At 38.3% G+C, this 14,085-nt stretch carries 14 protein-coding genes; 5 read left to right on the forward strand and 9 right to left on the reverse strand.

What is annotated here, in order from left to right; all coding sequences use genetic code 11:
• From JM64_RS03600 to rnr, 9 genes are all read right to left on the reverse strand, one after another.
• Nucleotides 1–909 carry an ABC transporter ATP-binding protein gene (locus JM64_RS03600; RefSeq protein WP_064011519.1) on the reverse strand — a complete coding sequence of 303 codons (909 nt, stop codon included), beginning with the start codon at nucleotides 907–909 and terminating at the stop codon, nucleotides 1–3.
• A gap of 81 nt (nucleotides 910–990) precedes the next feature.
• A complete protein-coding gene (locus tag JM64_RS03605; protein ID WP_064011520.1) occupies nucleotides 991–2,250 on the reverse strand; it encodes an ABC transporter substrate-binding protein in 1,260 nt (419 codons plus the stop codon).
• Between the two features lie 108 nt (nucleotides 2,251–2,358).
• Nucleotides 2,359–2,619 (reverse strand): hypothetical protein, encoded by a 261-nt coding sequence (locus JM64_RS03610; protein WP_064011521.1) that lies wholly within the window; start codon nucleotides 2,617–2,619, stop codon nucleotides 2,359–2,361.
• Between the two features lie 32 nt (nucleotides 2,620–2,651).
• A complete protein-coding gene (locus JM64_RS03615; protein ID WP_231882462.1) occupies nucleotides 2,652–3,335 on the reverse strand; it encodes a ComF family protein in 684 nt (227 codons plus the stop codon).
• On the reverse strand, nucleotides 3,316–3,834 hold the full coding sequence (locus tag JM64_RS03620) for a metallophosphoesterase (RefSeq protein ID WP_082868271.1): 519 nt from the start codon (nucleotides 3,832–3,834) through the stop codon (nucleotides 3,316–3,318). The genes JM64_RS03615 and JM64_RS03620 overlap by 20 nt, the downstream gene beginning before the upstream one ends.
• The gene (locus tag JM64_RS03625; protein WP_231882490.1) at nucleotides 3,773–4,831 is read right to left on the reverse strand and encodes a lysylphosphatidylglycerol synthase transmembrane domain-containing protein; all 1,059 of its coding nucleotides are present in this window, start codon (nucleotides 4,829–4,831) and stop codon (nucleotides 3,773–3,775) included. Before JM64_RS03625 ends, JM64_RS03620 begins: the two co-directional genes overlap by 62 nt.
• A gap of 42 nt (nucleotides 4,832–4,873) precedes the next feature.
• Nucleotides 4,874–5,584, reverse strand: coding sequence for an IspD/TarI family cytidylyltransferase (locus JM64_RS03630; RefSeq protein ID WP_064011523.1), 711 nt, complete (start codon nucleotides 5,582–5,584; stop codon nucleotides 4,874–4,876).
• On the reverse strand, nucleotides 5,581–7,599 hold the full coding sequence (gene ligA, locus JM64_RS03635; RefSeq protein ID WP_064011524.1) for an NAD-dependent DNA ligase LigA: 2,019 nt from the start codon (nucleotides 7,597–7,599) through the stop codon (nucleotides 5,581–5,583). The genes JM64_RS03630 and ligA overlap by 4 nt, the downstream gene beginning before the upstream one ends.
• Nucleotides 7,547–9,853 (reverse strand): ribonuclease R, encoded by a 2,307-nt coding sequence (gene rnr / locus JM64_RS03640; RefSeq protein WP_231882491.1) that lies wholly within the window; start codon nucleotides 9,851–9,853, stop codon nucleotides 7,547–7,549. Before rnr ends, ligA begins: the two co-directional genes overlap by 53 nt.
• Before the next feature lie 211 nt (nucleotides 9,854–10,064).
• Here rnr and JM64_RS03645 point away from each other — a divergent pair, with 211 nt between their 5' ends.
• Genes JM64_RS03645 through radC form a run of 5 tightly spaced genes read left to right on the forward strand, consistent with a single transcriptional unit; the run spans nucleotide 10,065 to nucleotide 14,082 of the window.
• A complete protein-coding gene (locus JM64_RS03645; protein ID WP_064011526.1) occupies nucleotides 10,065–11,201 on the forward strand; it encodes a CD0519/CD1768 family membrane protein in 1,137 nt (378 codons plus the stop codon).
• Between the two features lie 29 nt (nucleotides 11,202–11,230).
• A complete protein-coding gene (locus JM64_RS03650) occupies nucleotides 11,231–11,848 on the forward strand; it encodes an MBL fold metallo-hydrolase (protein ID WP_064011527.1) in 618 nt (205 codons plus the stop codon).
• An 18-nt stretch (nucleotides 11,849–11,866) separates the two neighbouring features.
• Nucleotides 11,867–12,805, forward strand: a complete 939-nt coding sequence (locus JM64_RS03655; RefSeq protein ID WP_064011528.1) for a hypothetical protein — start codon at nucleotides 11,867–11,869, stop codon at nucleotides 12,803–12,805.
• A gap of 16 nt (nucleotides 12,806–12,821) precedes the next feature.
• The gene (locus JM64_RS03660; protein ID WP_064011529.1) at nucleotides 12,822–13,463 is read left to right on the forward strand and encodes a Maf family protein; all 642 of its coding nucleotides are present in this window, start codon (nucleotides 12,822–12,824) and stop codon (nucleotides 13,461–13,463) included.
• Nucleotides 13,426–14,082: a RadC family protein gene (radC, locus tag JM64_RS03665; RefSeq protein WP_064011530.1), complete on the forward strand. Its 657-nt coding sequence runs from the start codon at nucleotides 13,426–13,428 to the stop codon at nucleotides 14,080–14,082. Before JM64_RS03660 ends, radC begins: the two co-directional genes overlap by 38 nt.
• Nucleotides 14,083–14,085 lie beyond the last annotated feature (3 nt).

The raw sequence follows: 14,085 nt of genomic DNA on the forward strand, positions 1-14,085 counted from the left end.
TCAAAAAGTATCATCAACTACTTTAATAGTTGGTTGATATAACTCTTCAAATATATCTTCAATTGATAAATCTTCTATCGTTATATCCTCGAAATTTATATTTTGAATGAATTTTTTGAATCTTTCCGTATTCCATTTCATATAAAGAATCAATCCATCGTCTATTTGGTGCAAATCTGTGATTTCTGGAAAGTCGTTTAAAAGCCATTTTATCACTTCAACAGCGTTATCGGCAACTTTGAGGATTATCTTTTTCATGTTAGGTTCAAACCTCTTTGGTTCCACAATATGTCCTTCTTTGATAAATATAACTCTATCACAAAGTCTTTGTACCTCGCTAAGAATATGGGAAGAAAGTAAAATACCAACGCCTTTGTCCCTTAACTCTTCCAAAGTAGTGTACAATAATCTTTGTACAAACGGATCGAGTCCGTTGGTCGGTTCATCCATTATTATCAACTTTGGTTTGTGAGCTAATGATTGTATAATAGCTACCTTCTTCTTATTACCACTTGACAGCTCTTCAAATTTTTTCCTTAACGGAAGGTCAAACTTTCGGCATAATTCTTCGCAGTATTCATCATCAAAATTGCTATAGAAACTTTTGTAGAATCTCAAAATTGTTTCCACTCTTTCGTCATCGTAGTAGTTAACTTCTCCAGGTACATATCCAATATTTTTGACAATATCTTTAAAATTCCTTTTGGTTACTCGCTGACCAAATATCTCAATAAGTCCATCATTTGGATTTAAGAATCCCATTATTGTACGTATTGTAGTTGTTTTCCCAGCACCGTTTGGTCCAACAAAACCTACGATCTCACCTTCGGATACTGAAAAACTGATATTCTCTATTGCCAATTTCTTGCCGTAATACTTAGTTAATCCAACAGTTTTCAATAGCAACATAGAAACACAACCACCTCTTTGTTATATTAAAACGAATCCCCCTCTTGCGAGGGGGGATTCGGAATCACCCACAATGCCAGATTATTTGTATTCTTCAGCTAAGTATTTCTTAATCTCCGTGTCGGCCTTCTTTATAGCTGTTTCCATATCGACTTTTCCATTAATGAAGTCGTTAAACATTGTGCTTACAACGTTTCTGATTTCGGTCCAGACAGAAAGTTGTGGATCCATTTTTGCGTTGTCAATCTGCTGCAATGGTATTTCGATGAGTGGGTCGGCTTTTGCCGCTTGTTTCCAAATGGTTGTCTGGAGTGCGGATCTTCTAACTGGCAAGTAACCTGTGTTCACAGCCCAGTAAGCCGTGACTTCTGGAGAAATAAGGTATTTCATGAATTCCCAGGCAGCACGTTTTTCATCTTCTTTAGCAGTGGAGAACATAATTATGTCTGTACCAGCAAATGGAACGTTTCTTGTCTTCCAAACTGGTACTGGCGCCCAGGCCCACTGGAATTTACCTTTGGTTGATTGTTCAACGTAAGTTCTTCCAGCTATTGTGTCTATATACATGAGAACGGTGCCTTGACCAAAGATATCGTTGAGATAACCGCCTTGAGCAAACGCAACTTTGTCGTCAAGCAGTTTTTTGAAGAACGAGAGTACTTCTCTTGTCTCTGGGGAATCAATTGCTGATACGTATTTGCCACTCTTGTCCTTCTTGACGATTTCTCCACCTCGCATCATGAGGAAAATCTGGAATGTATCAACTGTGGTTCTAAATGCAAAACCATAGACATCTGGTTTTCCGTCTTTATTTTTGTCTTTCGTAAGAGCTTTAGCAGCATAGAGAAGTTCGTTAATTGTTTTCGGTACACCTATACCTGCTGCAGAAAGTGCTGTTGCGTTGTAGTACATGATGTAAAGACTCTTGTTGAATGGAACAGCGTATACTGTGTTGCCCCATGTACAGTTGTCCCTGAACGCTTTGAAAACGTCTTCCCATTCTTCTTTCGTTATTCCTATCTTTGGATCGTTCATGTATTTGTTAAGCGGTTCTACAATCTTGCTTTGTAGCAACTTTGCTGTCCAGTTTGCGTATGCTTGAGATATTGTTGGGAGTTGACCTGCTTGTGCTCCAGCGAGAAGTTTCTGTTGAAGTGCGTTGTAGTTTCCAATGTAAATAGCCTCAACAACGATATCCGGGTGAGACTCGTTGAAGGCTTTAACAATCTGGTTCAGTGTTTCGCCTTGCGCACCACCCATAGCATGCCAGAAAACAACCTTAGTTGCAGCAAAGAAAGTCACTGAGAGAACTAATAAGAGTGTCAAAAAAATCTTCCTCATACCCTACACCTCCTACTGTGTGATTAGTAAAATCTTAAAAGAATTCATAAACCTCTGCGCCATAGCAGTATATTATACCACTAAAATTTCAAAGATTCATTAACTTTTTTAGATGTCCAATTTGAAAGAGCGAACAGGTCCTCCTTGTTTCCGAGCAATTTCGTTCAATTCACTTAAAATTTCTTCTTTTTTCAAGCCTAATTTCTCTAATTCTTCACCTATTGTTCCCCATTTCACATCACCGCACACAATAACCTTGATACCTTTTTCAAGTAAAGGCTGTATTAAGTATGGAAAATGTTCCGCAATTTCTTCGAAACTTGTATTTTCGGTTATGTATACCTCTTGATTGTTTTGAATGTTATCCATAAACTCTGCCTCCTACTCCATGCAAAACTTTATCAACCTTTGTTTAAAGCTATCACGCAACAACTTATATTATCAGGTTTTGCGCTCTTAAGTATTCTTACAGCCTCTAACATGGTATTACCAGTTGTCAAAACGTCATCGATTAGAATTATTTTCTTACCTTCTAAAAGTTTTGCTTCTTTTCTTAAGACGAACTTCCCTTTAACAGCCTCTGCCCTGTCTTTTGTTAGTAGTTGGTCTGTTTCACGAACGGCTTTCAGTGCATCTACCATTGGTATTCGTAACTTTTTTGAAAGTTCAATAGCAATAAGTCTCATATGGTCGTATCCACGTTTTTTCTTGGCACTTTTTGTCGCTGGAACGTATGTTATGAGTTCAACTGGTATGTTATTTACTACAACCGTTTTGTATAACATTTCACCAAAACTTTTTGCAAGCGAATGATGGTTTTTGAATTTATAAGCTAAGATGAATTCCCTAAGCTTATCTTCGTAAAATCCAAAATAATGGACTTCGTGGGGACCTACTTTTTGTGTTGTTATTGCAGGAGGACCATTGATTACCAAAGCACAATCTTTGCAAAGTCTTTTACCAAAACTTTGCGAACCACACACCACACATTCTGTGTCAGTCGTTAGGTTCAATACATTTTCAAATGTGTCCTCAAAATATCTAAACAGTTTTGATAAGTCGCTGTTAAATTTCAATGATTTCATACTCACGTGTTTCGGGGTTAAGAATCACAGCTGTAGCTTTCCCCGTGAGATAACCGCAAGATTCGCCTGGATTGATTACCAATGTGCGACCTTCTTTCCTAATATCAATTTGATGTGTATGACCGTAAAAGACGAAATCGTAAAGCTGGGATTTTATAGCAGGTATTAGTGCATAAGGTTCGTGCATCAGAAAGATTCTAAAACCGGACTCTTCCATTTCATATGGTTGGTTATGAAGTTTGTTTTGAAATTTCTGCATTAAGAACAATTTTTCGCCATCGTTATTACCAAATATACCTATGAACTTAACCCCTTCCAAAAGAAAATACGGAGCCATAAAAGGTGAAACTATATCCCCTAAATGAAATACATGTGTTATTTCTCTCTGCTTAGCAACTTCTATGAATTTCCTGATTTTAGGTATGTTGTCATGCGAATCACTTATTATCATCCACAGTTGACTGTGCTTGCTCGTTTTCTTGTTCGATTCCGTCGACATGCGAAACCTCCTCTCTGAACCCTGCAAATTTCCACATCAATAATATTCCAAGTAAAACAATAAGATAGTATGTTACAAGCCTAAACACAAATACCCCAGTCATAACAGCTTTTGGTTCATAAATGTGGGAGAAAACTAATTGGTAAAACCCTTCAACACCACCGCTTGAACCTGGAGTAGGGATATAAAAGACAATTGTATTGAGCATATTGACTACACCCCAGACAACATATAATGGAACGTTTCTGGCACTCACAGCTTCAATTGCGTACTTAATCATGAAAGATGGAATTAAAGATGTTAGTATGCCCAGGATGAAATCAACAATCAAGGTCCAGTAGTTCTTGCGGAACAGCTCTCTTGTCGATTTTGTCATCATATCGAGCCATTCTAAAGCCTTTCTTTCCCTTTCTTCAAGTTTTTTTGATTTTGTTACTCTCGAAAAGAATTTAAAGATAGCGAAAAGCAAGTCTCTGTTGGTGAACGTTAAAAGACCAGCTATTGTTATTCCAAATGTAACAAAGAACCCTACCATTATCAATGACAAACCGAGAGTGCCCTTAAGAACCCTGAGTATAATTTTCAGCATCATGATGTCTATCGTAAAGGTTATAAAGACGCTTTCAAACATTCTTGTTAGTGATATATTTGTAGCTTCGTGAGAGGGAATTCCTAACTTTGTAAGATGGTATATCTGAAAAGGCTGACCACCTATCGACATAGGAGTCACAAGAGAAAAGAACACTGTAAGGAAGAAATTTTCGAGTGATTGAAAAAAGGTTATTTTGTAACCTAAACTGCGCACAATAATCATTGTTCGGATAGCTTGAGAGCTGTAATCTGAAGCCATTAGTAAGATTAGAACAACTATAGCTTTGAATGGGTAGTTTTTAAGCGCACTTATAGGGTCTTGTTTTGCAAAGAAGATACCTATAATATTCACTATAGCTAAACCTATTACTAAAGCTATTAGCACGTTTTTTAGAATCTTCTTCACATCCAAGGAAATCTCCTCCTGGGAATAATATTATAATTTACCTCAGTCTAAATGCTCATCATTCAAATGTCGTTTAACAAAAATCACATCTTCTAATGTCGTAACTTTTATATTCATCCTGCTCCCGCTGATATAATAAACATCAATTCCGAATGCTGTAACTATTGATGCTTCGTCGGTGAAAGTGTGAAGAATCTCTATACATGATTCCATAGCACTCTTTATAATATGGTATTTAAAAGTTTGCGGTGTTTGATGAATGAATACCTTACTGCGCGGAATTATTTCATCTACTCTTTCACCGCTTTCGGAATAACTGACCGTATCGGTTGCGTTGATTGCCGTTACTACAGCGCCATAGTGTTTAGCGCACTCTATGTTCTTTTGAACAATTTCTTTACTTACAAGAGGACGTGCACCGTCATGGATAACAACGATGTCTTCTTCACTTGCAAAATTTTCTAAGAAAGCCAGTCCATTCCAAACGGAATGTTCTCTTGTGTCGCCACCAATCACAAAATCAAGCAAATTGATATATTCACGTAGCAATTTTTTGGTTTCATCCAAGTATTTTTCAGGACAGACAACAACTATTTTATCAAAGAGTTTGAAATCTACAAACTTTTGAACAACGAACTGTAACAATGTTTTTCTGCGAATTTCGTCGATAACATAGAATTGTTTAGGTTTATCCCAACCAAATCGAGCCCCAACACCCCCGAACATTAAAAGAGCGTATGCCTTTTGACTCATTTTTGCTGTTCACCCTTTTTCTTTCTTCTTTCTTCAACCAACTGCAAAAACTCATCTTCAGTTAAGGTTTTAACTCCAAATTTCTGTGCCTTTTGAAGTTTACTACCGGGATTCTCACCAACAATAAGGTAATCAGTTTTTCTTGAAACGTTATCGGTGTAATGTCCACCTAAAGATTCTATATATTTCTTTACTTCCTCCCTGGAGAAATTTTTAAGTGTTCCCGTTACACAAAACGTTAATCCAGATAAAACATCTTCCTTAACTTCGATATCGCTTTTCATATTAACACCGGCTTTTTTAAGTTTTTCTATTATCTCCTTTGTCTTAGGTAGCTTGAAGTAATCATATATACTTTTTGCAGTATCTTCGCCAATGCCCTCAACTAAAAGCAAGTCTGCAATCGATGCGTTTGCTAGTTCTTCCAACGAGCGGAATTTTCTTGCTAATATCTTTGCCGTTCTTTCGCCAACTCCGGGGATTCCAAGTCCAACAATCAACCTCTCTAGACTGACAGATTTAGCCCTCTCAATCTCTGACAATATGTTTGATATCATCTTAGGACCCAAACCGCTGATTTGAGCAAGGTCAAAGATGGTGAGGTAGAATATGTCTGCAATATCTTTGACCAACCCAGCGTCGACAAGCTTTGAGATAATCTTTGGTCCTAAGCCTTGAATGTCCAAAGCTTGTCTTGATACAAAGACCTCCAAATGCCTTTTCAATTTCGCCGGGCAATGTGGATTGAGACATTTGTATGCAACATACTCTTTCGATTCCTTTCCTACAGGACCACCACATACAGGACATTCATCGGGAACTGTTACAGGCTGCTCTTGACCAGTTCTTAGATCCTTAACGACATGAACAACTTGTGGTATTATCCCCCCAGCTTTCTCAATTAGCACATAATCTCCAATTCTTATATCCTTCTCCTTTATGTAGTCAAAGTTATGCAAAGAAGCGCGTTTAATCATAGTTCCTTCAAGTTCCACAGGTTCAAATTCGGCAACAGGCGTTATTACGCCGGTTCGACCTACCTGGTATGTTATACCTATGATTTTCGTCCTTGCTTGCTGTGCTGGGAATTTAAAAGCAATTGCCCAACGAGGAGATTTCGCAGTCCAACCTAGTTCGTTTTGTTTGGCAAAGTCGTTGACCTTTACGACAACACCATCAACCCAGTATTCAAGCTTGCTTCTCTCCTTAGACCAACTTCTCCAATACTCTATAACTTCCTCTATAGATTTACATAACTTGCTATGAGGATTCACTTTGAAATGCAGTTTTTTAAGAAACTCTAAAGCTTCCCATTGAGTTTTCAATCCGTATTGTTGCGGTTTAACAATGTAATACATGAAAGAGTCTAAGTTTCTCTTTGACACTTCGGCGGGGTCCAATAACTGTAATGTTCCTGCTGTTGCATTTCTTGGATTTGCAAATGGTGTTAGTCCTTCTTCTTCCCTCTGCTGGTTGTATTCCTCGAAATAACTAACAGGCATGAATATCTCTCCACGAACTTCAATAGTTAACGGTTCAGGCAGTCTGAGGGGTATTGATTTCACGGTCTTTACATTGGCGGTTACATCGTCACCTTTTAAACCATCGCCCCTTGTGATAGCTCTCACCAATAAACCGTTTTCGTATCTAAGTGCAATTGAAACACCGTCTATCTTGAGTTCAGCAACGTATTCTACGTCACCTACAGTTTTTCTAACTCGCTCATGGAAATTCAATATCTCCGCTTCGTTGTAAGTGTTATCCAAACTAAGCATAGGTTCGCTGTGTTCAACAGTTTCAAATCCTTCAATAGGCTGACCTCCAACCCTCTGGGTTGGTGAGTCAGGTGTTCTCAGTTCAGGGTATTTCTCTTCAAGCTCAATAAGTCTCTGCATCAATCTATCATATTCTTCATCAGTGATAATTGGGCTTGCTAAGACATAGTAACGATAGTTATGATACTCAATCTCTCTTCTTAGTCTTTCTACCTCTTCCCTTATTTTTTCCGGAACCATCGCTATCCCCTCTTTTGCCTTTTTTCTTTGCTCCTTTTTCTTTAATCTTAACACCTTCGAGCAGCTTTTCTATTTTGGTGTCAGATTCTGGTTTGACACTTTCACCTGACTTATCTTTTTTCATTTTCTTTAAATCCTCAGCTGAAGCTATTTCAAAATCGATTTCCATCCTCACTTTATCTGCCCTCACTACTTTTGCTTTTAGCATATCACCGATTCTGTAAACAGTTCCTGTGTGCTTGCCAATAAGTAAGCTCTTAATTTCATCGTAGTAGTAATAATCATCAAGAGTTGAAACATGGATGAGACCGGAGATGTATTTGTCTGGTATCTCTACAAACATGCCAAATTTCGTAACCGATGTGACAACAACATCGTATACTTCACCAATATGTCTTGAAATGTAGTCAATTTTCTTCAAAGCTTCGTAATCCCATTCGGCCTCATCAGCAACTCTTTCCCTCTTGCTACAATGCACTGCAGCTTTTGCAAGGTATTTTTCTAACTTCTTAATTTCTTTCTTTGGAATAGCCCCACCAGTTTCAAGGTACATCTTCAATAATCTGTGGACTATCAAATCCGGATACCTTCGTATTGGTGATGTAAAATGTGTGTAAGCTTCCGATGCAAGTCCGAAGTGTCCAACGTTACTCGGTGAATATATTGCACGCTTCATAGAGCGCACCAAAAGCCTTTGTATACTGCTTCTTAACGGATGATCCTTTGTTTTTTCCAAAAGCTCTTGCAAAATCCTGGGGTGTATATTTTGTGGTAATTTCATTTTGATTCCCAATGCGCTTAGATAATTCTTCAACTGAAGCATTGTATCAAAATCCGGCTCTTCATGTATTCTGTAAAGGAATGGAATTCCCGCGTTGTGGAATATTTCGGCAACGGTTTCATTTGCTTTAATCATAAATTCCTCAATGATTACCTCGGATTCGCCTCGTTTTCTTGGAACAATATCAATCGCATGGCCTTTTTCATCAAGGATAATCTTTACTTCATCACCCTCGATATCAAGTATCGCTCCTCTTCGCCTTCTGTTTTCTCTTAGGATATCCTTTAGTTCCTTCATTAAATATATATGTTCTGCCAAATCCTTGAGCTTATTGCCTTCAGGTTTTCCTTCAAGGAAAGCATTAACATCATCGTATACAAGTCTTCTGTAGCTTCTAATTACTCCGTTTCCGACTTTGTAATCGACAACGTCTCCTTGTTTGTTAATTTCCATAATCAAAGACATAACAAGCCTGTCCTCGCCTTGGACAAGACTACATAGACCATTAGAAAGCTTAAAAGGCAGCATAGGAATTACCCTGTCGGCTAAATAAACACTTGTTGCCCTGTTATATGCCTCGTTGTCGAGTGCAGTTCCAGGTTTCACATAATGAGATACATCGGCGATATGAACACCAAGAAGGTAGTTCCCATTTGGAAGTTTCTTCACTTGCACTGCATCGTCGAAGTCTTTTGCATCAGGTCCATCTATCGTGACAATAACTTCATCTCTAAAATCCCACCTGCCTTCCAAATCTTCCTCTTGAACATAATCCGGTAGTTGTGCCGTTTCTTTAAGCACTTCCTCTGGAAACTCAACAGGCAGGTTGTGTTTTATTACAACTGTAGGAAAGTCAGTAGCGGGGTCCTCAACCCTTCCTAAAACTTCTACTACACGTGCTTGAGGAGACTTTGTTGCAGATGGATATCTAATAATCTCAGCAACAACTTTCATACCGGGTTTTGCGCCGTTTATCTCCTCAATAGGAACGTTGAATTCTACTGGCAATTTTGGGTCATCTGGAATCACAAATGCGAATTGACCTCGGGTTTGAAAAACTCCTACGAATTGTTTGATACCCCTCTCAAGTACTTTCACAACACGCCCTTCAGGTAATTCATACCATTTGCCTATGATTTGGACCAAGACCCTATCTTTGTGCATTGCAAAATTCGTTTTCTCAACTGGTACTGCGATTTCTTGACCTTCATCCGTTGTTACAAAAGCCAGATTTCCACTCCTGGTGAATTCAATAATCCCAGTAAGCAAATTACCTTTCGTTAGCGTGTATCTTCCGTCGTCACCTCTGAATATGTAACCCTGATTTACCAAATCCTCCAACATAAACTTTAGTTTTTGCTTTTCTTTAGGGTCACTAATTTCAAAATGTCTGCACAACTCTTTGAAAGTCATAGGGGTGTAATCGGGCGACTTGAAAAATTTCTTCAGTTCTGGTTTTTTTAACACAAAAATTTCCCTCCTTTATTGTCTTCTTCGCTAATCTACTGTCAATTATATCATACCTAAGCGGCGTTGAATCTCATAAAACTTTAAATACCAAACGACGATTAATTACTGAACGACCAGGATTTTTCCTACCAGAACACTTTTGACTATGTTTCTTTTAGATGATAGACTTCCAGTAGAGCTTGGACAAAATTAAAAAAGTCAGGGAGGTATACGTGTGCAAAAGAAACACATCTTTTCACTAGAGAGCTTTGTCTTTTTGACTGTAGTAATTATCTTTTTCTGGGTATTTATATCTGTGATGGGTAGTGCCAACTTTTTTAAAACTCTTATGGCAACCGCTCATGACCTTTTGCTGAATACTGTCTTTTTTATAATGGCTGTGGCAGTATTAACAGGAGCTTTTGCTAGTTTGCTTTACGAGTTTGGAATTGTTCATTGGATTCACTTACTACTTGATAGACTTATGCGTCCATTGTATGGTCTTCCAGGTATCGCGGCAATGGGCATAATTTCTACATACTTTTCGGATAACCCAGCGATAATAGCGCTTGCCAAAGATAAATCCTTCATATCACATTTTGAAAAATGGCAGGAACCTTTACTTTGTAATCTTGGAACATCATTTGGAATGGGAATGATAGTGTCAACTTTCTTTATTGCCCAAGGTGGCAAAGTTGGTGTTAATCTACTACCAGCTGTTATTATAGGAAACGTAGGAACAGTGATTGGAAGCATTGTGAGCGTTAGATTATTTTCGATATCGACCAAAAAACGTTTGGGAAGCGTTCACAAAGAAGTGGAAAAAAGAGTGTCTCATTTCAGAGATATTCGAGAAGGTAATGCATTCGAAAGGTTTTTAGAAGCTATGCTTGACGGTGGCAAGACAGGAGTTGACATAGGTCTTGGCATAATCCCAGGAGTACTAGTGATAAGTACCTTAGTCATGATGCTAACATTTGGACCAAAAGACCCTTCCATGGGCTACCAGGGGCTTGCGTATGAAGGTATCGCTTTGTTTGATAAACTTGGAAAACTCATATACTGGCCCATCAAGTTCCTCTTTGGGTTTGATAATCCTCAACTCATTGCATTTCCAATAACTTGTCTCGGTTCAACAGGAGCGGCACTTGCCTTGGTTCCAAAGTTTCTCGAGCATGGGCTTATCAAGCCAAGTGATATCGCTGTTTTTACAGCAGTTGGTATGACTTGGAGTGGATACCTTAGTACGCATGTTGGCATGATGGATGCTCTGGGTTATCGTTATCTTACAAGCAAAGCTATTCTTTCGCACACAATTGCAGGGTTAGTTGCTGGATTTTCGGCGAACATTCTCTACAGAATGTTCTTTTAAGAAAGTTCTTTCAAAAAAGGGGGGATTCAATGAACCGTGCAAAGCTTAGCGTTTCGCAGATTGAAGTACTTAAGACATCCGGAGAGTTCGAAACTAACACGTATAAATTCAATTTAGATGGCATAACTTACCTTGTAGACCCTGGGTTTGGTGTAGGCGAAAAAGTTAATAAAGATAGACAAGTTGACGTTATCATTACACATGGTCATTATGACCACATTAGTGGGTTACCTGAAATTGATTTTGACAGAATATACATTTCTCCAGAAGACAGCATCGCGCTCACGGATCCAACATCGAACCTATCGGTATTTTTCACAGAACCTTTCGCTTTCGAGGTGGAGTGGTATAATATAGACGAATATTTCCAAACACTTGTTGCGCCTGGTCATACACCTGGCTCAAGGATAATAATCTTCGAAGGAGTCATTTTCACAGGTGATGTTGTGTTTTCCAATTCGATTGGCAGAGTCGACTTGTATGTGGATAAATCAGAACAAGTGCAAATGAGAAAACAAATGACAGCAACGATAAAAAGACTGAGAGAACTTTTCAAAACGCTCCCACAAGATTGGTTTATCTGTCCAGGACACGGAGAGGTAGTGACTATAAAAAGATTGTTCGAAATAAATCCGTTCTTCAAATAAAATCCAGGAAGTGGTAGTTTGTCAAAAGTTTTTCGGAACGTGGATATATATGACCAAGCTTACTTGGAGCGATTACGAAGCCTAGAAATCAAAAGAAAGGTTATTGTGGATATTTTGAAGAATTACAAGAACTTGGACAAAGCAAAGCTTGAAGTGCTTACAAAAAATTTGGAACATCCCGACAAGCAAGGATTGAAAAAAGTCAATCCTATTATTTTTTCATTTTTACTCGATAGTATTTTTACAATCCAGGAAAGTATTGAGATAAAAATATCTGAGTTTGAGAAAAATAAGCTTTCCCGATACATTCTTTTTGAACTTCTCTTTTGGTCAAAGCCTTCCGCGTATCCGTTCCCAGACGAAAAAGTTGAAAACTACAAAGCTTTTCTTGCAAAAAAACGCCAAAAGCTCAAAGAAGCAAACTTGGAAAATTTCCTTCAATTGTATGCACTGGAAAGTATAGAAAAGGACACATTTTTGAGGGATGTAAAGGCAGCAATTTTCAAAGTCAAACCTGAAAACCTTGAAGAATACCTTTGGATAAGTGATTTTGTTGATTACCTCAACCCAATAGAAAAGAGCGAGATAAAAAACAAGGTACATCCATATGTATGGAAAGTGTTGAACTCAAAGTCAAAAACAATTCCAGTGGTTATAGATGGCAGCAACATACTTCTTGCTTTTGAACTCAGAGGTCCAGAAAGAATAGATACACTTTTGGAATTAATCTCAAAATTGGACCAAACGTATTTCCCATTTTACCTGGTTTTCGATGCAAATGCTAAATACAAATTTCATACGAGGTATTTTAACTACAAACGCACTTATTACCATTCACCAGCCGATGAGCTGATATTGGGACTTGCAAGAGAAGTCAAAGGTGTTGTGTGTTCAAAAGATAAGTTTAAAGATTACAATATGAGCATCAGAAATATCTGGTATGATTTGAGATTGTAATCGGGGAGGTATATATTTGATTATACTCGGGAGTTCTTCTCCAAGGCGTATACAGTTGCTCTCCTTATTAGGTTTGCCATTCGAGATTGTAAAACCAGATATCGCTGAAGACGTACCGGATGGAAAAATCTACAATCCCGATGTTGTAGTTACAGAACTTGCCAGACAGAAATGTGCGGCTGTTTTCTATAAACTAACATCCGGTAAAGATGGATATCATTTCAAGCTTAATGAGGTCGATGCCATCATCACAGCTGATACAATTGTATGGTTAGATGGGGAAATCTTTGGAAAACCATCCAATGAAAGTGAAGCTGAAAAAATGCTTAGAAGGCTTTCAGGAAATTGGCATAAAGTTTTTACTGGAGTCTGTGTTAAAATATCAGGTGAAGAGATAACATTTTTCGAAGAAACAGAAGTTAAATTCAGAGAACTTAGCAATTGGGAAATTTCATACTACATTTCAACAGGTGAACCATTAGACAAAGCTGGGGCTTATGGCATACAAGGACTTGGCAGTGTTTTTGTTGAAAGAATTATTGGTGATTATACAAATGTAGTTGGATTACCTATACCAAAGCTTTGGCAGGTTTTGTTGGATAGGGGGGTTATCCAAAAATATGCCACTCGAAAATGGTCCCAGGGAAAAATTACTTAAAGAGGGTCCACAAGCCCTCAGTACAGAAGAACTGCTTGCAATACTTTTGCGCACAGGAACGAAAAACAAGGATGTGCTGACTGTTGCAAAAGAAATATTCGAACAAAACGGGAAAAGCTTATATAAACTATCGCGGGCCACGGTGCAAGATTTGAGAAAAGTAAAAGGTTTGGGAATGGTGAAGATAGTAACACTCATTGCCGCTTTAGAGATAGCAAAACGCTTAGCAAAAGAAGAGGTAAAGAATTCAGAAGGACCTTTAAATTCTCCAGAAAAAGTTTTTCAGTACTGCTTAGATATGCAGAACTTTCCTCAAGAAGTTGTGAGAGTTATATTCTTAGACTCAAAACTTAGAATCATCGGTTCTTCCGATATTTCAAGAGGTACGTTAACGACATCAATTGCCCATCCACGTGATGTATTTCGAGAAGCACTTGCGAGAAATGCACATGGGGTAATTATAGTCCACAACCATCCGTCTGGGGACCCTACTCCGAGCGCAGATGATATAGAAATTACCAAACGTCTGGTAGAGGCCGGTAAAGTCTTGGGTATAACTGTCCATGACCACGTAATTATAGGAAGCACATACTACAGTATTGTGCAACGCCTGAAGTAAGTC

This window comes from Fervidobacterium pennivorans (genome assembly GCF_001644665.1).
Taxonomy (GTDB): domain Bacteria; phylum Thermotogota; class Thermotogae; order Thermotogales; family Fervidobacteriaceae; genus Fervidobacterium; species Fervidobacterium ngatamarikiense.